Here is a 22,468-nt window from a genome sequence, read left to right on the forward strand (position 1 = left end):
AAATTATTTTACTTAAATCAGTGATTAGGCAATGTCAGAAAAAACCGGCTTACAAGTATCTTTCGTCACGATTACCGAAGACCACCTAGGTCAACGGATTGATAACTTTCTTATTACCCATTTAAAAGGGGTGCCTAAAAGCGCTGTTTATAAGATTTTACGTAAAGGTGAGGTGCGAGTTAACAAAAAACGCATTAAACCTGTATATAAACTCCAGCTTGATGATGTGGTACGTATACCTCCGATTAAAATTGCAGATCGTCAAGACGACTTTGTACCAAGTAAACTTGAAAAAGTTAAGCAGCTTGAAGATGCCATTTTATTTGAAGACAAATACCTTATTGTGATCAACAAACCTTCGGGTATGGCTGTGCATGGTGGCAGTGGTCTAAGTTATGGCTTAATTGAGGCATTACGCTCATTGCGCCCAGATGAGCGTAGCCTTGAACTCGTTCACCGACTCGACCGTGACACTTCTGGCTGTTTATTAATCGCAAAACGTCGCTCTGTATTAACGGCTTTACATGAGCAACTGCGTGAAAAAACCATGGAAAAAAACTATTGGGCACTTGTCGATGGCCAGTGGGAGTCTAAAACCAAGAATGTGAAAGAGGGCTTACGCAAAAATACCTTGCAGTCCGGCGAGCGCATTGTCAGGGTAGATAATAGCGAGGAGGGCAAGCCATCACATACCCGTTTTAAAGTACTTGAACGTTTTGATGAATGTTCGTTAGTACAAGCATCACCAGTAACAGGGCGTACTCACCAAATCCGTGTTCACACCCAGTGCCAAGGTCACCCAATTGCCTGTGATGATAAATATGGCGATCAGGCATTTGATGCCGGCATGCGTAAAATTGGTTTGAATCGATTATTTTTACATGCCCATGATTTGAGTTTTTATCACCCTAAAAACGAAACCACTATGCGTGTTGAAGCGCCACTTGATAAAACGTTAACTAATTGCATAAAAACGTTACGCGCAGCTAAATCGTGAAAAATTATAAATTAGTGATATTTGATTGGGATGGCACCGTAATGGATTCGGTGACTAAAATCGTCAATTGTATGCGTGAATCTGCATTAGAGTGCGGCTTAGTTGCGCCAAGTGATGAGGCAATAAAAAATATTATTGGCTTATCGCTTGAGCATGCCGTGGCGAAGTTATTCCCCGGTAACGCCAATTTATACGCTGATTTGATTGCACAATATAAGCATCAGTATAAATATGTTGATGTAACACCTACGCCTTTATTTGCCGATGTAGCAGAGACATTGGCAAGTTTAAAAGCCAAAGGCGTTATGTTAGCGGTAGCGACAGGGAAGAGCCGAATAGGGCTTGAGCGTTTATTGGAAGAAACAAAGCTTGGTTATTATTTTTCGACCACACGCACAAGCGATGATGCACAATCTAAACCGTCACCAGATATGTTGCTTCAGCTACTTAAAGAGCTTGATGTAAGTGCTGATGAAGCGCTGATGATTGGTGATACTAAAATTGATATGGCGATGGCTCAGGCTGCTCATATTGACCGGTTAGGTGTCACTATGGGGGTGCATAATGAAGCGCAACTAAACGAATTTGAGCCAATTGCTACGGTTGGCTCATATCAGCAGTTATCTGCGCTGTTACTCGACTAGCCGGCTTGGTTGTCTAGTACGTCTAATCCAAACTCAGTCAACATTTGGCTGAGTTTAATCAGCGGTAGTCCAATTAAGCTATTTGGATCATCGCCGCTTAGCTTTTCAAATAAACAAATACCGAGTCCTTCACTTTTAAAGCTCCCCGCGCAGTTATACGGTTGTTCAGCATCACAGTAAGCACTTATTTGTGCTGATGTGAGTGTTCTGAATGTCACCTCAAAAGGCTCTACAATGGTTTTTGACCTGTCGGTATTTAAATCGTACACAGTTAAACCTGTTAGAAACGTAACCGTATTTGCACTAAATAAGCTGAGCTGTTTAATGGCGTTTTCTTTATTATGTGGTTTACCTAATATTTGATCATTAAAAACCGCGACTTGATCTGAACCAATGACCAGCCCGTTGTCAAATTGACCTTTTGCGGCTTGGGCTTTTAATGCACTTAAGCGCATAACTAACTGGCTGGATGATTCGTTGGCAATAGGTGTTTCGTCAACATCAGGGGAAAAACTGGCAAATGGAAGATTAAATTTTTGCAATAAAGACTGACGAAAGGGTGAACTTGAAGCTAAAATAAGTGAGTGCTGCATGGATTATTTTCCTAATGAAAATCAGATTGAGTTAGGATAAATCAGATCCGTTGGCAAAACAAAGAAATGAATCAGGAAAAACCAGCTAAAAATGGTTTTTTACTTTGACTAACTAAGTAACTATCTATATGATGCAGCCCCTATGCAAAAGGTGAAAATTCCCATCACTCTTCATCCAGGTAAAGCAGCTCAGCACCGTTTAAGTTATGACGGTATTGTACAGCTTGAGAAACTGACTCGTTTACGAGAAGTTATCCAGGAAGAAGTAGGTGAAATAGCGGTAAAAATTCATTGCAAGAATGATGAGCAAGGTTTAGTTGTGATCCGTGGCAATTTGTCCACACACGTAACTGTAACTTGTCAACGTTGTAATGGTGATTTAGGGTTGGATTTGGATCAAGACTTTGTGTATTCGCCAGTCGGTTTGGATGCAGAGTCAGATGATCTTCCAGAAGACTACGATGAAGTAGCACTTGATGAAAATGGTGAAATAGACGTTTACGAGTTAATCGAAGACGAACTATTATTAGCAGTTCCATTAGTGCCTACACACAACGAAGCTTCATGCAGTTATTCAGCAAAGCCTGCCAGCTTTGGTGTATTAAAGGCGGAAGATGATAAACCAAATCCATTTGATATTTTGAAACAACTTAAGAAAGATTCTTAGGAGAAGACTATGGCTGTACAAAAAAGCAAAAAGTCTCGTGCAAGACGCGGCATGCGCCGTTCACACGATGCGATCAGTGGTCCAACTTTAACTGTAGACCAAACATCTGGTGAGACTCATCGTCGTCACCATGTGACTGCAGATGGTTACTACAAAGGCGTTCAAGTAATTTCTAACTAAGAGATTGCTTATATGCTGACCAATCTAACCATTGCGTTAGATATGATGGGGGGCGATTATGGCCCCCGTTCATCTATCCCCGCAGCCGTTAACGCGGTAAATGCCAATGCCAACTTAAGACTCATCTTATGTGGTAATGAGCAAGTAATATCTAAAGAACTTGAATCTCTCGATTCTTTATCTCATCCAAGATTAACTATTCGTCACTGCAGTGAAGTGGTCACTAATGGCTGTGAGCCTGCTTTAGCAGTACGTTCTAAAAAAGATTCATCAATGCGCGTAGCCCTTGATTTGGTTAAATCAGGTGAGGCACAAGCGTGCGTAAGTGCTGGTAATACCGGTGCATTATTGTTTATGGCGCATTACGTATTGAAAATGTTGCCCGGCGTTAAACGCCCCGCATTGATTTCAGCGGTTCCAACCGAGCAAAAACACCCAGTATATTTACTTGATTTAGGGGCAAACGTGCACTGTGATGCGCAAACCCTATATCAGTTTGGTATTATGGGCTCAGTGGTTGCAGGTCAAGCACTCGGTTGTGATAATCCGAAAGTCAGCTTATTAAATATTGGCTCAGAAGACATAAAAGGCCATGAAGATATTAAACAAGCCGCGCAGCTTATGCAGCAATGTGATTACATTAATTACACGGGTTACAGTGAAGGCAGTGATATATTCACGGGTAAGTCAGATGTTATCGTGTGTGAAGGTTTTGTGGGCAATGTTGCGCTTAAAACCTGTGAAGGCATCGCAAAGCTGATTATGTTTAAGCTAACAAAAGCGCTGAGAAAACACTTTTTCTATAAATGCATGGCTTTTATGCTACGCCCTGTCATAAAAAAACTCTATAAAAGGGTGAACCCCGACCAGTATAACGGCGCTTCTCTGGTAGGATTGCGCGGTATTGTTGTAAAAAGCCATGGAAATGCATCAGCTAAAGCATTTCATGCCGCTATCGATGAAGCCGTCAAAGAAGTAGAACGTCAACTTCCCGAGAAAATAGCCGCTATCTTCGAGCAAACACATTCAACTACAAAAGTAACGGCTGACGAGTAATTAATTATGTCAGGCGCTTACTTAAACATTTATTTATTTGTTTAATAAAAAAGAGCAAAGTATGGCACAAAAAATCGCACTTGTTTTTCCAGGTCAAGGCTCACAATCTGTGGGTATGTTAAGTGAGTTACTTGCAGAGTCTGATATTGTAAAAGCAACATTTGCTGAGGCGTCAGACGCACTTGGTTATGACTTAGCAGCACTCGTACTGAACGGTCCAGAACAAGAACTAAACCAAACCCACCGTACTCAACCTGCTTTATTAACTGCTTCGGTTGCTCTTTATCGTCAATGGTTAACAGCTAACCCAGACGCAGAGGTTACTATGGCTGGTCACAGTTTAGGTGAATACTCTGCACTAGTGTGTGCAGACGTACTGAGCCTTGCTCAGGCAGTTAAACTCGTTGAAAATCGTGGTTTATACATGCAAGAAGCCGTGCCTGCGGGTGTGGGTTCAATGGCTGCAATCATCGGTCTTGGCGATGATGAAATAAAAGCTGCTTGTAGCGCATCAGCGCAAGATGAAGTTGTAGCACCGGTAAATTATAACTCGCCAGGCCAAGTTGTTATAGCCGGGCACAAAGCGGCCGTAGATAGAGCGTCAGAAGCGTGTAAAGAAGCAGGTGCTAAACGTGCATTGCCACTGTCAGTAAGCGTACCTTCGCATTGTGAATTGATGAAGCCTGCTGCAGATAAACTAGCAGCTGATTTAGCCGCTTTAACATTTAATACACCTAAGTGTGATGTAATTAATAACGTTGACGTTAGTGCAGAAAATGCAGCTGATGCAATTAAAGATGCATTAGTACGTCAATTATATAGCCCAGTTCGCTGGACCGAAACAGTACAAGCATTGGTAGCCCAAGGTATTACCCAAAGCTATGAATTTGGCCCAGGTAAAGTATTGACTGGGTTAGCAAAACGTATTGATAAAGCAATGGTATGTGGTTCGGTGAATAGCCAAGCTGCCATTGATGAAGCTAAATAAGAGTAGGATAATAATGGCAAATTTATTTTCACTAGAGGGCAAAGTTGTCCTTATTACTGGCGCGAGCCGTGGTATCGGTAAAGCAATTGCTACGACCTTAGTGGCACAAGGTGCTAAAGTTGCAGGTACTGCAACGAGTGAATCAGGCGCTGCTAAAATCAGTGAATATTTAGGTGATAATGGTAAAGGTTATGCGTTAAACGTAACCGATCCTGCATCGATTGAGGCGACACTTGCTGCAATAAAAGCAGATTTAGGCGATATTGATGTATTAGTCAATAATGCCGGTATTACCCGTGATAACTTATTGATGCGTATGAAAGACGGTGAGTGGGATGATATCATCGACACCAACTTAAGCTCTATATTCCGCTTATCTAAAGCGGTATTACGCCCAATGATGAAGAAAAAGAATGGCCGTATCATTAACATTGGCTCAGTAGTGGGCACTATGGGTAATGCAGGACAAGCCAACTATGCAGCAGCGAAAGCAGGTGTGATTGGTTTTTCTAAATCATTGGCGCGTGAAGTAGCGTCGCGCGGTATTACCGTAAATGTTGTTGCGCCTGGTTTTATTCAAACAGACATGACAGATGAGTTGACAGAAGAGCAAAAAGCAGCAACGCTTGCAAATGTACCTGCAGGTCGTTTAGGTCAACCAGACGAAATTGCGGCTGCTGTTTGTTACTTAGCATCAGATGCTGCTGCGTACGTTTCGGGCGAAACGCTGCACGTTAACGGCGCAATGTATATGGTTTAAGGAACTTTGTTCCTAATTTGTTTTAAGCGAGTTTGTCGAAAAATGTTGAATTTTTTGTGATCTTGCTTTAAACATACTTGAATTCGCTGTGAAAATAAGCGATAAAATACACAAATAACTCTCAAGAGGTTTGACCAGATAAATAATTATCAGCAAATCCTTGAATCACAGAATTATGCGCCGTAAACTACGCCGCAATCTGAAAATAACGCATTGGCGTTTTTAATAAAGGAAAGAAGAATGAGCGACATCCAAGAACGCGTAAAGAAAATCATCATTGAGCAACTAGGTGTTAAAGAAGAAGAAGTAAAGCACGAAGCTTCTTTCGTTGATGACTTAGGCGCAGATTCACTTGATACTGTTGAATTAGTAATGGCTCTTGAAGAAGAGTTTGACACTGAGATCCCAGACGAAGAAGCTGAAAAGATCACAACAGTACAAGCTGCAATCGATTACGTTACAGCTCACGCTGAGTAATCAATCGCAAATTAAGGGCAGCATTCGCTGCCCTTAATCTATCCGTAATATGATACTAATTAATTTAGTACACACCCCACCTAAAATAATAATTCCCTTATTGGAGGCAACCCGTGGCTAAACGTCGAGTAGTCGTAACTGGCTTAGGAATGTTGACACCGCTAGGTAACGATGTTGAATCAACCTGGCAAGGCTTGTTAAACGGCAAAAGTGGTATTCAAACTATCACGCATTTCGATACTTCAAGTTTTGGCACCAAATTCGCAGGCTTGCTGAATGATTTTAATGCGTCTGACTTTAATATGTCGCCTAAAGATGCTAAAAAAATGGATTTGTTTATCCAATATGGCATAGCAGCGGGTGTTCAAGCACTACAAGATTCTGGCCTTGAAATCACAGAGCAAAATGCACCGCGCGTTGGTGTTGCTGTTGGTTCAGGTATTGGTGGTTTAACGTTAATCGAAGAAAACCACATAAAACTATTAAACAGTGGCCCACGTAAGCTTTCTCCTTTTTACGTGCCGTCGACTATTATCAATATGATCTCGGGTCATTTATCGATAATGCACGGTCTACGTGGTCCAAATATTTCGATTGTCACAGCCTGTACTACAGGTTTACACAACATCGGTCATGCAGCTCGTATGATTGCATACGGTGATGCTGATGCCATGGTAGCAGGGGGCGCTGAAAAAGCCTCGACACCAATTGGTATGGGTGGCTTTAATGCGGCTCGCGCGCTTTCAACTCGTAACGATGACCCACAAGCAGCTTCGCGGCCTTGGGATAAAGACCGTGATGGTTTTGTACTTGCCGACGGCGCCGGTGTTATTGTACTTGAAGAATATGAGCACGCTAAAGCACGTGGCGCTAAAATTTACTCAGAGCTCGTTGGCTTTGGCATGAGTGGTGATGCATACCACATGACTTCGCCTCCTGAAGATGGTGCAGGTGCAGCCCTTGCGATGGAAAATGCGTTAAACGATGCAGGCGTAAATGCTGATCAGGTGGGTTATATTAACGCTCACGGTACTTCTACCAACGCAGGTGATAAAGCAGAAACTTCAGCGGTTAAATCTATCTTTGGTGATGCAGCCAAAGATGTGATGGTGAGTTCATCTAAATCAATGATGGGTCACTTACTCGGTGCTGCAGGTTCAGTTGAATCAATCATTACTATTTTGTCGTTGCAAGATCAAAAAGTAAGCCCAACAATTAACCTTGATAACCCTGATGAGGTCTGTGATTTGGATTATGTTCCTCACACAGCACGTGATGCGAAATTAGACTACGCATTATGTAACTCGTTTGGTTTTGGTGGTACTAATGGCTCGTTGCTATTTAAAAAGGTATAATATTTTTAAACAACGAGACAGAATAATAGCCCAGTTGTGACTGGGCTTTTTTATATGCAGAATACACAACAAATACAACAAAATATAATCACTGAACAGCCTAGCGCTGTTAGTAACCGTGATCGCGGCTTAAACTATGGTGATGGCTTTTTTACTACAGCAAAGATTGTTGATGGCAATGTTGAACATTGGTCATTGCATCGTGCGAGATTAATTGAGTGCGCAAGCCGTTTAGCATTTCCTGAAATAGACTTTATTGAACTTGAAGCTGCAATCAGCCAACTTATTGCAACACAAAAATGTGCAGTCCTTAAAGTGCTCGTTACGCGCGGCGAAGGCGGGCGTGGGTACGGTTTACCTGAGCAACCGTTATTAAACATTGTGCTCAGCGTTGTTGATTTTCCAGCTCATTATGAAGCATTGGCTACAAAAGGCCTTAGCTTAGCTGTAAGCCCCATTAAATTGGCATCTCAACCATTACTTGCTGGCCTAAAAACACTAAACAGGTTAGAGCAAGTCATGATCAAGCAAGCCATGCAAACACAAGATAGTGATGATGTACTGGTTCTTGATTATCAAAACAATGTGATAGAAACCTCTACAGCCAATGTATTTGCAATTAAAGACGGACGACTCTTTAGCCCTTTACTTAATGAGTGTGGAATTAAAGGGGTTTACCTGCAATCGTTATGTGCTAAATTGCCTATAGAGTTTGTGAATTTAACATTAAAACAATTAAAACAAATGGATGCAGTATTTATTTGTAATAGCTTAATAGCTGTTATACCTGTAAAAACAATTGATAATGTTAACTTTGATATTGATAATAGTTTAAGCGTATTAAATGGTTTAATCGCCAAGGAGTTTACTTGTTAAAAGTGATAATGGGCATTATAGTCCTAGCCTTGCTAACGACAGCAATTGGCTATCAGCAATTACAAGCGACTATTAACAGCACCTTAGCCGTTCCCGCTAATACTCAATTTGAAGTAAAAAATGGAACAGGGTTTAATCAGCTATGCCAGCAGTGGCAGGCAAAAAAATGGCTTAATAGCTGTTTTAAGTATCAAATAGTGGCAAAATTAGACCCTAGTCTCACTGATTTAAAAGCAGGCCTTTACGAGCTAAACCAAGGCACAGTACTTGATAATATTCGTCGTATTAATGAAGGTGAACAAGTTAGCTTTAGTTTTACCATTATCGAAGGGCAGACAGTACGGGATGTGCTAGCGGCAATTCAAAATGCAGCTAATTTAAACCAAGATTTAACTCAGGATAACTTAAGTCAACAAATCTTAGGCTCAGATCAGCATTTAGAAGGCTGGTTATACCCAGATACATACCACTACCATGCTGGCGATAGTGCAAGCTTATTGCTCAAGCGTGCGCACACTTTAATGAAACAGATTTTAGCTGATGCTTGGCAGCAACGTGCCGATAATTTGCCAATTAATTCTGCGTACGAGGCGTTGATCATGGCATCAATCATCGAAAAAGAAACCGGCCTTGCCAGCGAGCGACCTATGATAGCGTCTGTGTTTACTAATCGACTTAATTCAAAAATGCGTTTACAAACCGATCCTACCGTCATTTATGGTCTAGGGACTGATTATGATGGCGATATTAAACGCAAAGACTTAACCAGTTACACACCGTATAATACCTATAAAATAAATGGTTTACCGCCAACGCCAATTGCTATGCCCTCGAAGGCGGCGATTTTAGCAGCGGTCAACCCACCAAAATCTGATTATGTGTATTTTGTTGCGAAAGGAGATGGTAGCCATCAATTTTCAAAAACACTTAAAGCACATAACAAAGCTGTGCAAGATTACTTACGTTATCAAAAACAATTAAGTAACTAGCCAGTCGCAATCTGAATTACTAAAAGAGATACCATGACAGCAAAATTTATTGTGATCGAAGGGCTAGAAGGAGCAGGTAAATCAACTGCTATTTCAATTTGTCAGCAGTTTTTAACCCAGCATAATGTTGATTTTGTCAATGTACGAGAGCCTGGTGGTACCCCGCTTGCTGAGCAGCTTCGTAGTTTGATAAAAGCGAATCACCAAGAGCAGATTGCCAGCGAAACAGAGTTGTTGATCATGTATGCAGCGCGTTCTCAATTAGTTAATAATGTTATTCGCCCTGCGCTTAATAATGGTCAGTGGGTACTTGGCGACCGCCATGATTTATCATCGCAAGCGTATCAAGGTGGTGGGCGAGAAATCGAGCATACAACGTTAAAAGCACTTTCTGATATTGTATTAAAAGGGCTGAAGCCTGATTTAACAATTTACTTAGATATTGAGCCTTCAATCGGCTTAGCCCGTGCGAAAGGCCGCGGAGAGTTAGATAGAATTGAACAAGAAGCGTTGAGCTTTTTTGAGCGCACTCGTGCACGCTATTTAGCACTTGCAAATAGCGATGATTCCATTAAAACGGTCAATGCAAATCAAACGATGGCGCAAGTTCATAATGATATCATTGCGGTTTTAGAGCAGCTTTTGCAAAGTAATAATTAATATGACCTACCCATGGCTCAACGATATTGAACAACAACTTAGTACTAGCTTTGCAGCTGGGCGTTTTCATCATGGTCAATTATTTAATGGTCAGCAAGGTGTTGGTAAAGCTGCCTTAGTTGAACAACTTGCCAATGCGCTATTGTGCCAACACCCAAACGGTGTTCAGCCTTGTGGTCAATGTAAGAGTTGTCATTTGAATCAAGCGGGCACACACCCCGATAAATTTAATGTCACAATTGAAGGGCAGAGTATTGGGGTTGATGATATTCGTACAGTGAGTCACTTTATGAGTCATTCAGCGGCGCAAAACGGCAATAAGGTGGTGATCATAAAAGACTGCCACAAAATGACCACAGCCGCGGCAAATGCACTGTTAAAAACACTTGAAGAGCCAAGCCCTGAACGGTTTTTATTACTTACCAGCACGACAACCACGCAGTTACCCGCAACCATATTAAGCCGTTGTTCGCGTACTGATGTACAAGTGTCTGATATAGTGAGTGCTCAACAGTGGCTCGCATCATTACAAATAATTGACTACCCTTGGCTTAGTTTGTTTTATAAACAGCCTTTATTAGTTCAAGCTTGGCAAGAGGCTGAGCAATTAGAGAGCGTTGATCAACTCTATAAGTTTGCAACTGAACTAAAACAAGGCCATAATTTCAGTGCGTTAGTAGATATAATAAATAAAGACAGTGAACTAGTACGGGTCTTTTGTTTATTTATTAGTGAGCAGTTAAAGCAACAACTCGTGTCTGGTATGGATTTTGATACTTATCAGCAGTCACAACAGGCTTTAACGGAATTTTATCAAAATAGTACGCAAGTGCTGGGGCTCAATCTGCCTTTAGCTATTTCTCGTTTGGCGTACTCACTACGTAAATAACAATAATTAGGATTTTTATGCAAGAACTACTTGTTGATTTAGAAGACTTAGATGAGCTATATCGCAGCTATATGCCGTATTTAAAAACCGGTGGTTTATTTGTACGGACAAATATGCGTTACGAAATGGGGCATTCACTGGCGTTAAAAGTAACCTTACCTGATGCCCTTGAAGATGATGTCATAACGGGTAAAGTCACGTGGATCACACCACAAGGTGCGCAAAGCTCAAACCCACCGGGTATAGGTATCAGCTTTTTAGATGATAAAACTAACCTTAATGCGAAGATCGAAAAATTACTAGGGACTATGTTAAACTCTGGTAATCCAACTTATACCATGTAGTAAGCAGCAACCGTGATTGTAGATTCTCATTGCCATTTAGACCGACTCGATTTTGATAAACTTGATTTAAACCTAGACCAAGTACTTGATAGCGCACGCGAAAAACAAGTAGAACACTTTTTATGTGTGAGTGTCACGTTAGATCAATTCCCTAGCATGCTTGATAAAATTAAAGATTATAACGATGTTTCGGCTTCTTGCGGCGTACACCCACTTGATCAAAAAGATGCTCTTGATAAACAACGCTTAATTGATTTAGCAAGCCACGACAAAGTGGTTGCGATTGGCGAAACTGGCCTTGATTATTACTATTCAAAAGACACCCATACGATTCAGCAAGAGAGTTTTGTTGGCCATATTGAAGTGGCAAACCAATTACACAAGCCGTTAATTATTCATACCCGTGATGCCCGCGCCGACACGATTAACTTAATGCGCGAGCACAATGCTGAAAAATGCGGTGGTGTATTACATTGTTTTACCGAAGACTGGGATATGGCTAAAAAAGCCATCGATTTGGGTTTTTATATTTCTATCTCTGGTATTGTTACATTCAAAAATGCTACAGAGCTTAAAGACGTCGTTAAACAAATTCCACTCGATAGACTACTTATCGAAACCGACTCGCCTTATTTAGCACCCGTGCCTTATCGTGGTAAAACAAATCAGCCAGCGTATGTGCAAGATGTGGCTTATTATATCAGTGAACTTAAAGGCATTAGTTATAAAGAGCTCGCAACTGCGACCACAGCCAACTTTTATTCCTTATTTAATTTAGCAGGTTAACACTTTATGAGCCAAGCACCACTTCCTCTACTTTTAATGGGGCCAATGGTGCGCCGTGCTGATATAAATGAGGTTTGCATTCAATTTGCAACCTCAAGCCCAATTAACTGCCGTATTGAATTTGCTCATTATGATACTTACTGTGAACATGAGCCGATTCGTTTAGGCGAGCAGTTGTTCTTTCACTTCGTTATTGTAAAGCCTATCGGTGTTGAGTTTCCTTTTGATGAATTAATCAGTTACCGATTGTTTAATAACGAGGAAGAAATTGCTCTCAACGCATTTTGTTACCCGAATAAACATTCCCCAGAATTTGCAATTCCCAACACGTTAAGGCAAATTTTACACGGCTCGTGTCGAAACCCTCATCATCCTGCAAAAGATAGTTTGGTTGCTGCTAATCACTTTGTACAAGCAAAGCGCAGTGATAATGAAATAGGCGCTGATATTTTGCTGCTATCGGGGGATCAAGTTTATGCCGATGATGTCGCCGGTGCCATGCTAATCGCGATTTCGCGCTTAATCGATGTGCTGGGTATTTATAAAGAGCAAGCGCTTGATATAGACTTACCCCAAGATTTACAACAACAGCTGTATCAGCGTCATTTGTATTTACCCAAAGTACCTTGGCAAAAGCGAAATAAAATTGGGGTAGGATATTGGCTGAAAAAAGACGTACCACATTTTTCAAGTTTAAAAGCCGATAACCATTTAGTGTTTTTTGAAGAGTTTATTGCCCTTTATTTATTAAACTTCAGCCCATCGGTTTGGCAGTTAATCGATTTTGACAGCATTGACTATCAAGCTAGCACAGCTAAATGCCAGCAAATATTTGATAATGAAAAAGCGGCCTTATCAGGTTTTAAAGACGGCCTAAAAGACGCACAAGTTTTATTTGCCAATGTACCCAGCTTTATGATGTTTGACGATCATGATGTGACCGATGACTGGAACTTAACCGCAGGGTGGGAGCAAGTTATCTATCAGCATCCAGTTAGTAGGCGAATCGTTAATAATGGTTTAATTAGTTATTGGCTATTTCAAGGGTTTGGCAATGATGCAGGAAATAAAACTAAAAGCCTTTTAAAACCGTTTCAACACAGTTTTACTGCAGATAAGCAGTGGCAATTTAAACCCTTTGATAAAACCATTTTAGAGTTTAACCATTGGCATTATGAGCTTAATACCGTGCCTAAAGTTGTAGTGCTTGATACACGCACCCATCGTTGGCGCAATGAGCAAAACTTTAATGAACCATCAGGCTTATTGGATTGGGAGCGGTTAACAGAGCTTGAAGACAGCTTATTATCTCATGAGCAAGTAATTATCGTGTCGCCTGCGCCAGTTTTTGGTGTTAAATCGATAGAAGCCATTCAAGCAATGTTTAATATTTGTGGTCAACCATTATTGGTTGATGTTGAAAACTGGATGGCACATGAAGGCTCGGCGAAAAAGTTACTCGATACCTTTCGCCGTGACGACACTCCCAAAGAAACGCTTATTTTATCTGGCGACGTGCATTACTCATTTTGTTTTTCGGTACAAAAGCGTTTTGGCAAACACCCTAACCGTATATGGCAACTTACCGCCAGCGGAATTAAAAATGAATTCCCGCGTAAGTTAATTAATATTCTTGATAAGCTCGATTCAATTTTATATGCCCCCAAGAGTCCTCTCAACTTTTTTACTAAACGTTGGCAAATGGAAGTTGATAAACATCAAACCAAAGGTGAAGGACAAAAATATTTAGTGAGCGACTCAGCCATCAGCTTAATTAGTTTGGAGCAAGGTAACCTTGATAAGTACGAGCTAATTCATGGGGATGGGCGCACCACCGAGTTTGATTTAGAGCATTAAATTCCATCTCTATGGTGTTTAATATAATCCGCAACCTCACTTACAGTGCCTAACCAATAGCCATTCTTAGGGTCTTTAATATGGCGAATTAGTTGCTCAAGTACTTTTTTATCAGTGGTGTATTGGTCGCCTTTGCCGATTTCATGGCCAGCTAAAATAAGCCAGCTGTTATTACCTCGAAGTTGCTCTAACATTGCTATGATTTCATCAAAACGTAGGCCATCAATTTTCAGACTCGTTAATTGAGCAAAGTCGGTGAAATTTGGGTTGTTTGCTGTTTCATCTAGCCAAGTACGGCCGGTATCAAAGTGTTTTGCGATCAGCGGAACATAGCTTTGGGTATTTATACCCCGACCAACAAAGGTATTACCGCAAGGGTAGGCAAACGCGCGAGGAGTAACCCCTAAATTAGCTTTTATATACACTTGCGCATCTAAGATATCTTTTTCTAGCCACTTCAAGGTTGTTTGTTCAAGCGATAGATCTAGTTGGCGCAGCCATTCAAAGTTACCTGTGCATACATGCGAACTTGTGTGGTTGGCAATTTCGTGATCAGCAGCCACTGCTTTTTTCCATTTATCGAGTCGCTCTTTAACGTTAAAAGGTGATACATAAAATGTGGCCTTAACATTATGTTTATCTAAAATTGCTAAACCGGTATCAACTTGGCTGTGGCGGGCATCATCAAACGTAATGCTAATAGCGTTTTGAGCTTGATCAGGGTAACCAAAGCCAACGTATTTATTCGTAGCTGCTACATTTTGGGCACAAAAAAGTGCAGTAGAAATTAACAGTAATTGTTTGAACATACTTGTTTCCTTTTTCTTTTATGGAAACAAATTAAGAAAGTGAAATATATGCTACTTAAGCATATTAAAGATAAAAAAATGCCCAGAACGAATCCGCATTGTTCTGGGCTTAGGGGTGGCTCTTGGCGAGCCTGCGCTAACTTTAAAAAACACCTTCTATTCGTTAAGGGAGAAGTAGAAAGTAATATTAAGTGTAGTTAACAAACGTAAAAACGCCCAATAATTGTTGTTTTTTTATACTATGTTAAAACAAGCGCTTGCATAATTAATTTATAAAAAGTGTGATTTTTATACAGGGTTTATTTGCAACTTACCCACAGTTTATGCTTGCCATGTGATTAGTTGACTATTTTGTACCAAATCTCGTGGTAGTGAGTTTTTGATTTTGTTTTTTTGCCATTTACCTAAGCCAATGGGGCAACCACATAAAGTTAATACCACCTCATCAGTTGCATTTGTTACCTCAGCTAAGCGGATGTCTTTACCTTGAAAGTAATCGTTTGCTTGCTGATCAGATAGTGCATAGGTATTTTTTACACAACTCCCACCGAATACAGTGGCAAATTCGTGCGTTAGCCGTACACCGTTTTTATGGATCATACCTAGCTGAATCCCCAACCGCGCATATTTAATTTTATTTTCAATTGCGTTAAACCCATCGGGGAATAACCAAAGCTCTTTATCACGCTGCATCAAGGTCCCTGGTAGTGAGCTTAAACCAAACTGTTTTTTTATAGTCGCGGTAAAACTCTGGCTGGCTTTTTTATCAAATGGTTGAAAAGGGAAGGCCCCTTTTTTGATCTTTTGATTAGGGTTATCAGCACTTACAACTTTTTTAAACTTGGCGATAAAAAAGCCTTCACTATCGAATGTTTGCGGCCAAACGTGTAAATAACCTTCGTCAGTGGTGGCTTGCTCTGCATTTGGAAATAAGTTGGCTAGACTTTGAGCTTCAATACAATCAGGGAATTGCTCAAGCAAATAATCACACACTTGTTGGTTTTCAAGCGGTGTTAAAGTACAGGTTGAGTACACTAAGGTACCACCGGGTTTTAACGCATAAAAGGCGCTTTTAATTAAGCTTTTTTGTACTTTAGCAATATCAATATTCGACTCAATCGACCAGTTTTTTAGGGCGTCAGCGTCTTTACGTACTGTGCCTTCACCCGAGCAAGGCGCATCGAGCAATATGCTGTCAAAGCACTCGAACATGTAATCACCAAATATGACGCCATCAAAATGCGAGAGTGCACAATTACCGACACCCATACGCTTTAACGTAGCACTAAGCACCTTTAAACGAGATGACGATAACTCATTGGCAACGAGCACACCTTGATTGTTCATCAATGCCGCTAATTGTGATGTTTTTGAGCCAGGTGCTGACGCCATATCGAGCACATGCGTAGCATCAAGGAGTGACTCTTTAAGTGCCATGGGTGGTAGCATTGAGCTTGCTTCTTGTACATACATTGCGCCACTTAAATGTAAGTCGGTATTACCGAGGGCAAGGGCATTTTCTTCATCTGCAGGACGCTCTAGCCAAAAACCATCTTCACACCAAGGAATTTGTGTTAACTGCCAGTCTTTTTGTTTTGCCGCAAGTTTAAACTCTTCAACTGACATTTTTAATGTATTTACACGTACGGACTTACGCAGTGGCTTGCGACACGCATTAATAAAATCGTCTAGTGTTAGGTGCGCAGGTAAGTAGCTGGCTACATCATCTATAAAATGCTGAGGAATATACGTGTTGGCGTTCAAGGCTGTGCTCACGAAGAATAATAAAAGCGTATTCTATCATTTTCAATGTGTACTCATAAACATAAATTTGGTGATATGACCTGTCGACACTTAAAGGGGGCTAACTAGTTATTAGGGATATTAACTAGTATTTACTTTGCTTATGTCGACAATAATTTGTTTTAAGCTCCATTTTTGTCGATTTAAGGTTGACACAATTTCACATAAAGACCATAGTGTAACCATGAATTGTCGACAATCTTAAAGAAGTAACCAATGACACAAGACGCTTTTAGCAAAACGCTTATTACTACCGCATCGGATCAGGTGTTTGTCGATATGCGCCGTGAGATTGTTGAGGGCAGTATTGAGCAAGGCAGTAAAATTTCAGAGCCTGAGCTTGCTAAGCGTTATGGTGTAAGCCGCGCAACGCTTCGGGAAGCGCTGAACCGCCTTGAAAGTTGCTACCTAATTGAACGAAAGGCGAATGTAGGGTGTAGAGTGGTTGCACTTACCGCGGAGCGATTAATCGAAGTGTATCAAGTCCGCAGTGCTCTTGAAGGTTTAGCATGCCGCTTGGCTGCCGACAATATGGCAGCTGATGAAGTGCAAAGCTTAAAACAATTACTCAACCAGCATTTGCAAACACAACGAGTAAAAGAAGGCGAGTCTTATTACCAAGAAGCGGGTGATTTAGACTTTCACTATCGAATAATCAAAGCCAGTAAGAATGAGCACCTTATTCATTTATTAAGCAACGGTTTATATCAGTTAATTCGCATGTACCGTGTGCAAATGGGCATGGTAGGGCCGCGGGTGTCTAAAGCGTTTGATGAGCACTTAGCCATTATTAACGCGATTGAAAACCATGATGGTGAATTAGCAGAGTTATTGATGAAGCGCCACATAAGTGCATCACAATCCAATATCCAAGCAAAATTTGACTTAATAGCAGCACAAAAGAAGGCTGCGCAGTAATTTAAGACAGTCACACTGTCATAGTAAGTATTTAAAAATAAACGCTGCCTCGAGCAGTGACCGTTCAAAGGAGACAGCAATGTCAGCAGGATCAAAGTTTAAACAGGCGATAGCAAACAACCAGCCATTGCAAGTGGTAGGTACTATCAATGCTTATACAGCCATGATGGCTGAAAAAATGGGTCACCAAGCTATTTATCTATCAGGTGCTGGGGTTGCTAATGCCTCTTTCGGCATGCCTGATTTAGGTATGACCAGCCTTGATAACGTACTTGAAGATATCCGCCGTATCACAGGTGCCAGCGATTTACCTTTATTGGTTGACGCAGACACAGGTTGGGGCGGGGCATTTAACATTGCGCGCACAGTAAAAGAAATGACTAAAGCTGGCGCAGCAGGTTTTCATATTGAAGACCAAGTAGCACAAAAGCGTTGTGGTCATCGCCCTAATAAAGAAATTGTGAGCCAAAGCGAAATGGTTGACCGTATAAAAGCAGCGGTTGATGCTAAAACAGACAGCGACTTTTACATTATGGCGCGTACTGATGCGTTTCAAAAAGAAGGCTTAAACGCTGCGATTGACCGTGCTGCGGCTTGTGTTGAAGCGGGCGCAGATGCCATTTTTGCTGAAGCCGTGCATGATCTTGCGGATTATCAGGCATTTGCTAAAGCGGTTAATGTGCCAATCTTGGCAAACATTACCGAGTTTGGTCAAACGCCCATTTATACAAAAGAGCAATTAAGTGATGTTGGCGTGCAAATGGTGCTTTACCCGTTAAGTGCGTTTAGAGCGATGAATAAAGCGGCGTTAAACGTGTATTCAGCTATTTTGAATGAAGGCTCACAACAAAGCCAGATTGAGAATATGCAAACACGTGCTGAGCTTTATGACTTTTTAGATTATCACACGTATGAAAACACCCTTGATAACCTTTTTTCAGCAAATAAATAATAATAAAAAATAGTAGGAGAATACTCATGGTCGATAAAGCATTAGGTGGCGCAGGACTTCGCGGACAAGTAGCAGGTCAAACAGCATTATGTACAGTAGGGCAAACAGGCTCAGGTTTAACATATTGTGGTTACGATATTAGCGAGCTTGCAGACAAAGCACAATTTGAAGAAGTATCATTTTTACTTTCACGTGGCGAGTTGCCAACTACCTCAGAACTTGCAGAATATAAAGCTAAACTTAAAAGCCTACGTGGTTTGCCAGATGCACTTAAAACAGTGCTTGAGAATATTCCAAAAGACGCTCACCCAATGGATGTAATGCGAACAGGCTGTTCAATGCTGGGCAACCTTGAAATGGAAAACGACTTTAGTGGCGCAGATGATGCAATTGACCGTATGGTTGCAATATTCCCAAGTGTTATTTGTTATTGGTACCGCTTTACTCATGATGGTGTGCGTATTGAAACACAAACGGATGATGACTCTGTCGGCGCGCATTTTTTAACAATGCTGCATGATGAAGCGCCATCTGAGCTTTTTGCTCAAGTCATGAATGTATCGCTTATTTTATATGCGGAGCATGAATTTAATGCATCAACCTTTACAGGGCGTGTATGTGCGTCAACATTATCTGATATTCATTCATGTGTAACAGGTGCAATTGGTACTTTACGTGGTCCATTACACGGTGGTGCTAATGAAGCTGCGATGGACATGATCCAAGGGTTTACGAGCGCAGAACATGCTGAGCAAGAAATTATGGGTATGCTCGAGCGGAAAGACAAAATTATGGGCTTTGGTCATGCTATTTACCGAGAGTCGGATCCGCGTAATGTGATCATTAAAAAATGGTCTGAAAAATTAGCGGCAGAAGTAGGTGACGATGTGCTTTACCCAGTGTCTGTTCGTTGTGAAGACGTAATGTGGCGTGAGAAAAAACTATTTTGTAATGCTGATTTTTTCCATGCATCGGCTTATCACTTTATGGGTATTCCGACCAAACTGTTTACGCCTATTTTTGTAATGAGCCGTGTAACTGGCTGGACAGCACACGTTAAAGAGCAACGTGCTAATAACCGTATTATTCGCCCAAGTGCCGATTATACCGGGCCTGAAGCACGTAGCTATACACCAATTGAATCAAGAGGCTAATCAGTTAGCGTTTAAGGTGAGCACTCGGCTCACCTTTTATTGTTTATAACGCTTTTACCACACTCTCCTCCGTCACCAAATTAGCGAATTTATTATGACCATTATTAATAACACCCAATTTCGAAAACCGCTGCCGAACAGCAATGTCGATTACTTTGACACGCAAGCCGCCGTTGATGCCATTAAACCGGGCGCTTACGCCACTCTCCCTTATAGCTCTCGGGTATTTGCCGAAAATTTAGTGCGTCGCTGTGAGCCCGATATGTTAACCGATGCGCTTAGCCAAATTATTGAGCGCAAACAAGATTTAGATTTTCCGTGGTATCCGGCACGCGTTGTATGTCACGATATTTTAGGGCAAACAGCCCTTGTTGATTTAGCAGGTCTACGTGATGCAATTGCTGAGAAAGGGGGCGATCCTGCAAAAGTAAACCCTGTGGTGCCCACTCAGTTAATTGTCGACCATTCATTAGCCGTAGAGCACGCAGGATTTGACCCTGAAGCGTTTGAGAAAAACCGCGCTATTGAAGATAGACGTAACGATGACCGTTTTCACTTTATAAACTGGACTAAAACCGCGTTTAAAAATATTGATGTGATCCCACCGGGCAATGGCATCATGCACCAAATCAACCTAGAGAAAATGTCGCCGGTTATTCAAAACCGTGATGGTATTGCGTTCCCAGACACGCTAGTAGGTACCGACAGCCATACTCCTCATGTTGATGCGTTAGGTGTTATTGCTGTAGGCGTGGGCGGCCTTGAGGCTGAAAGCGTAATGTTAGGGCGAGCATCGTACATTCGTTTACCAGATATTGTGGGTGTTGAACTCACAGGTAAACGCCAATCAGGTATTACTGCTACGGACATCGTGTTAGCTATTACCGAATTTTTACGTGAGCAACGTGTGGTATCGACTTACCTCGAATTTTACGGTGAAGGGGCTGATGCACTAACCCTAGGTGACAGAGCGACCATTTCTAACATGACCCCAGAATTTGGCGCAACCGCGGCTATGTTTTACATTGATGATAAAACCATTGATTACTTGCGTTTAACTGGTCGTGATGAAGAGCAAATTGCACTGGTTGAAAACTACGCTAAAACAGCAGGTTTATGGAGCGACAGCTTAAAAACAGCGCATTATGACCGTGTGCTTAAATTTGATTTATCAAGTGTTGGGCGCAACATTGCAGGACCTTCAAACCCGCACCGTCGTGTATCTACCAGCGATTTAGCTAAAGAAGGTATTTCGGGCGTTGTTGAGAGCGAAGAAGGCTTAATGCCCGATGGCGCGTGTATTATTGCCGCTATTACTAGCTGTACTAATACCAGTAATCCGCGCAATGTAATTGCGGCAGGTTTATTAGCGAGAAATGCAAATGCCAAAGGATTAATGCGTAAACCTTGGGTTAAAACCTCATTGGCACCGGGTTCTAAAGCAGTGCAATCGTACCTTGAGGACGCAAACTTATTACCAGAGCTTGAACAGCTTGGTTTTGGTATTGTTGGTTTTGCCTGTACTACCTGTAACGGTATGAGTGGTGCACTAGATCCTAAAATTCAACAAGAAGTAATTGATCGCGATTTATACGCAACAGCGGTGCTTTCGGGTAACCGTAACTTTGATGGTCGTATTCATCCATATGCTAAGCAAGCGTTTTTAGCGTCTCCACCGCTTGTGGTTGCTTACGCAATTGCCGGTACCATCCGTTTTGATATAGAAAAAGATATACTCGGTAAAGATCAGCAAGGTAACGATGTAACCTTAAAAGATTTATGGCCATCTGATGAAGAAATAGATGCAGTGATCAAGCAAAGCGTTAAGCCTGAGCAGTTTAGAAAAGTATACGAGCCAATGTTTAACTTAACCGTTGATTACGGCGAAGATAACGACCCACTCTACGATTGGCGCCCAGAAAGTACCTATATTCGCCGTCCTCCTTATTGGGAAGGTGCATTAGCAGGCGAGCGCAGTATGACAGGTATGCGTGCATTAGCAGTACTAGGCGATAACATTACCACCGATCATTTATCTCCTTCTAATGCAATTATGGCAAGCAGCGCTGCAGGTGAATACTTGACTAAAATGAATGTGCCAGAAGAAGACTTTAACTCATACGCAACCCATCGAGGCGATCACTTAACCGCGCAACGAGCCACGTTTGCAAACCCTAAACTATTAAATGAAATGGTACTGGACGAAAACGGTGAAGTGAAGCAGGGCTCCTATGCACGTATAGAGCCAGAAGGTGAAAATACACGTATGTGGGAAGCAATAGAGACTTACATGGAGCGTAAACAACCGCTTATTATCGTCGCTGGGGCTGACTACGGCCAAGGTTCGTCGCGCGATTGGGCAGCAAAAGGCGTAAGGCTTGCTGGTGTTCAAGTTATTGCAGCTGAAGGGTTTGAACGTATTCACCGTACTAACTTAATTGGTATGGGTGTATTGCCGCTTGAATTTAAACCAGGCACAACACGTAAAACACTTAATCTTGATGGCAGCGAAAGTTATGACGTTAAGGGCGAACCAGCACCAGGTGCAACCTTAGAATTGCTGATCACCCGTAAAAATGGTGAAGTGCTAACTGTGCCAATGAAGTGCCGATTAGACACGCAAGAAGAGCTCTCTATTTATGCTGCAGGCGGTGTATTGCAGCGTTTCGCGCAAGACTTTTTAGAAGCAACACAAGCTTCATAAGGACGTACGT

The 22,468-nt window shown here is 41.6% G+C and carries 23 protein-coding genes; 20 read left to right on the top strand and 3 right to left on the bottom strand.

All coding sequences use genetic code 11. The annotated features are described in order from the left end of the window. The first annotated feature begins 31 nt into the window (after nucleotides 1-31). Together rluC and B5G52_RS06585 are read left to right on the top strand one after the other, a co-directional pair. Nucleotides 32-997, top strand: coding sequence for a 23S rRNA pseudouridine(955/2504/2580) synthase RluC (gene rluC / locus B5G52_RS06580; RefSeq protein ID WP_087531869.1), 966 nt, complete (start codon nucleotides 32-34; stop codon nucleotides 995-997). Next, the gene (locus tag B5G52_RS06585; protein WP_087531870.1) at nucleotides 994-1,641 is read left to right on the top strand and encodes an HAD-IA family hydrolase; all 648 of its coding nucleotides are present in this window, start codon (nucleotides 994-996) and stop codon (nucleotides 1,639-1,641) included. The genes rluC and B5G52_RS06585 overlap by 4 nt, the downstream gene beginning before the upstream one ends. On the opposite strand, the gene B5G52_RS06590 is transcribed toward B5G52_RS06585, so the two are convergent. Continuing rightward, on the bottom strand, nucleotides 1,638-2,234 hold the full coding sequence (locus tag B5G52_RS06590) for a nucleoside triphosphate pyrophosphatase (protein ID WP_087531871.1): 597 nt from the start codon (nucleotides 2,232-2,234) through the stop codon (nucleotides 1,638-1,640). The two genes, B5G52_RS06585 and B5G52_RS06590, sit on opposite strands and share 4 nt — an antisense overlap. Nucleotides 2,235-2,376: 142 nt before the next feature. Here B5G52_RS06590 and yceD point away from each other — a divergent pair, with 142 nt between their 5' ends. The 14 genes from yceD (at nucleotide 2,377) to B5G52_RS06660 (ending at nucleotide 14,118) form a co-directional block, all read left to right on the top strand. Continuing rightward, the gene (gene yceD, locus B5G52_RS06595) at nucleotides 2,377-2,901 is read left to right on the top strand and encodes a 23S rRNA accumulation protein YceD (protein WP_087531872.1); all 525 of its coding nucleotides are present in this window, start codon (nucleotides 2,377-2,379) and stop codon (nucleotides 2,899-2,901) included. A 9-nt stretch (nucleotides 2,902-2,910) separates the two neighbouring features. Continuing rightward, nucleotides 2,911-3,081, top strand: coding sequence for a 50S ribosomal protein L32 (gene rpmF, locus B5G52_RS06600; protein WP_008109865.1), 171 nt, complete (start codon nucleotides 2,911-2,913; stop codon nucleotides 3,079-3,081). A 12-nt stretch (nucleotides 3,082-3,093) separates the two neighbouring features. Continuing rightward, nucleotides 3,094-4,137 carry a phosphate acyltransferase PlsX gene (gene plsX, locus B5G52_RS06605; protein ID WP_087531873.1) on the top strand — a complete coding sequence of 348 codons (1,044 nt, stop codon included), beginning with the start codon at nucleotides 3,094-3,096 and terminating at the stop codon, nucleotides 4,135-4,137. 61 nt (nucleotides 4,138-4,198) lie between these two features. Next, nucleotides 4,199-5,125, top strand: coding sequence for an ACP S-malonyltransferase (gene fabD, locus B5G52_RS06610; protein WP_087531874.1), 927 nt, complete (start codon nucleotides 4,199-4,201; stop codon nucleotides 5,123-5,125). A gap of 13 nt (nucleotides 5,126-5,138) precedes the next feature. Further along, entirely contained in the window at nucleotides 5,139-5,885 is a 747-nt protein-coding gene (gene fabG, locus B5G52_RS06615) for a 3-oxoacyl-ACP reductase FabG (RefSeq protein ID WP_087531875.1), read from the top strand. Between the two features lie 240 nt (nucleotides 5,886-6,125). Continuing rightward, the gene (acpP, locus tag B5G52_RS06620; protein ID WP_016707440.1) at nucleotides 6,126-6,362 is read left to right on the top strand and encodes an acyl carrier protein; all 237 of its coding nucleotides are present in this window, start codon (nucleotides 6,126-6,128) and stop codon (nucleotides 6,360-6,362) included. A 113-nt stretch (nucleotides 6,363-6,475) separates the two neighbouring features. Then, a complete protein-coding gene (fabF, locus tag B5G52_RS06625; RefSeq protein ID WP_087531876.1) occupies nucleotides 6,476-7,717 on the top strand; it encodes a beta-ketoacyl-ACP synthase II in 1,242 nt (413 codons plus the stop codon). A gap of 54 nt (nucleotides 7,718-7,771) precedes the next feature. Further along, nucleotides 7,772-8,593, top strand: a complete 822-nt coding sequence (pabC, locus tag B5G52_RS06630) for an aminodeoxychorismate lyase (RefSeq protein ID WP_087531877.1) — start codon at nucleotides 7,772-7,774, stop codon at nucleotides 8,591-8,593. After that, a complete protein-coding gene (gene mltG / locus B5G52_RS06635) occupies nucleotides 8,587-9,582 on the top strand; it encodes an endolytic transglycosylase MltG (protein ID WP_087531878.1) in 996 nt (331 codons plus the stop codon). Before pabC ends, mltG begins: the two co-directional genes overlap by 7 nt. A 33-nt stretch (nucleotides 9,583-9,615) precedes the next feature. Beyond that, complete coding sequence (gene tmk, locus B5G52_RS06640) at nucleotides 9,616-10,242, top strand: dTMP kinase (protein ID WP_087531879.1); 627 nt, start codon at nucleotides 9,616-9,618, stop codon at nucleotides 10,240-10,242. Nucleotide 10,243: 1 nt separating this feature from the next. Next, nucleotides 10,244-11,131: a DNA polymerase III subunit delta' gene (holB, locus tag B5G52_RS06645; RefSeq protein WP_087531880.1), complete on the top strand. Its 888-nt coding sequence runs from the start codon at nucleotides 10,244-10,246 to the stop codon at nucleotides 11,129-11,131. 17 nt (nucleotides 11,132-11,148) lie between these two features. Then, nucleotides 11,149-11,475, top strand: coding sequence for a PilZ domain-containing protein (locus B5G52_RS06650; protein WP_087531881.1), 327 nt, complete (start codon nucleotides 11,149-11,151; stop codon nucleotides 11,473-11,475). 12 nt (nucleotides 11,476-11,487) lie between these two features. Next, nucleotides 11,488-12,261, top strand: a complete 774-nt coding sequence (locus B5G52_RS06655) for a TatD family hydrolase (RefSeq protein WP_087531882.1) — start codon at nucleotides 11,488-11,490, stop codon at nucleotides 12,259-12,261. Between the two features lie 6 nt (nucleotides 12,262-12,267). Next, nucleotides 12,268-14,118, top strand: a complete 1,851-nt coding sequence (locus B5G52_RS06660; RefSeq protein WP_087531883.1) for an alkaline phosphatase D family protein — start codon at nucleotides 12,268-12,270, stop codon at nucleotides 14,116-14,118. On the opposite strand, the gene B5G52_RS06665 is transcribed toward B5G52_RS06660, so the two are convergent. Both B5G52_RS06665 and rsmF read right to left on the bottom strand, forming a co-directional pair. After that, nucleotides 14,115-14,927, bottom strand: a complete 813-nt coding sequence (locus B5G52_RS06665; RefSeq protein WP_087531884.1) for a polysaccharide deacetylase family protein — start codon at nucleotides 14,925-14,927, stop codon at nucleotides 14,115-14,117. The genes B5G52_RS06660 and B5G52_RS06665 overlap by 4 nt on opposite strands. Before the next feature lie 321 nt (nucleotides 14,928-15,248). Further along, the gene (gene rsmF / locus B5G52_RS06670) at nucleotides 15,249-16,691 is read right to left on the bottom strand and encodes a 16S rRNA (cytosine(1407)-C(5))-methyltransferase RsmF (protein ID WP_087531885.1); all 1,443 of its coding nucleotides are present in this window, start codon (nucleotides 16,689-16,691) and stop codon (nucleotides 15,249-15,251) included. A gap of 255 nt (nucleotides 16,692-16,946) precedes the next feature. Here rsmF and B5G52_RS06675 point away from each other — a divergent pair, with 255 nt between their 5' ends. The 4 genes from B5G52_RS06675 (at nucleotide 16,947) to acnD (ending at nucleotide 22,458) form a co-directional block, all read left to right on the top strand. Continuing rightward, nucleotides 16,947-17,648: a GntR family transcriptional regulator gene (locus B5G52_RS06675; protein WP_087531886.1), complete on the top strand. Its 702-nt coding sequence runs from the start codon at nucleotides 16,947-16,949 to the stop codon at nucleotides 17,646-17,648. Between the two features lie 79 nt (nucleotides 17,649-17,727). Beyond that, nucleotides 17,728-18,600, top strand: a complete 873-nt coding sequence (prpB, locus tag B5G52_RS06680; RefSeq protein WP_087531887.1) for a methylisocitrate lyase — start codon at nucleotides 17,728-17,730, stop codon at nucleotides 18,598-18,600. 26 nt (nucleotides 18,601-18,626) lie between these two features. After that, the gene (gene prpC, locus B5G52_RS06685; RefSeq protein ID WP_087531888.1) at nucleotides 18,627-19,754 is read left to right on the top strand and encodes a 2-methylcitrate synthase; all 1,128 of its coding nucleotides are present in this window, start codon (nucleotides 18,627-18,629) and stop codon (nucleotides 19,752-19,754) included. Nucleotides 19,755-19,848: 94 nt separating this feature from the next. Continuing rightward, a complete protein-coding gene (acnD, locus tag B5G52_RS06690) occupies nucleotides 19,849-22,458 on the top strand; it encodes a Fe/S-dependent 2-methylisocitrate dehydratase AcnD (RefSeq protein WP_087531889.1) in 2,610 nt (869 codons plus the stop codon). Nucleotides 22,459-22,468: the final 10 nt, after the last annotated feature.

This window comes from Pseudoalteromonas sp. A601 (genome assembly GCF_002165575.1).
Lineage (GTDB): Bacteria > Pseudomonadota > Gammaproteobacteria > Enterobacterales > Alteromonadaceae > Pseudoalteromonas.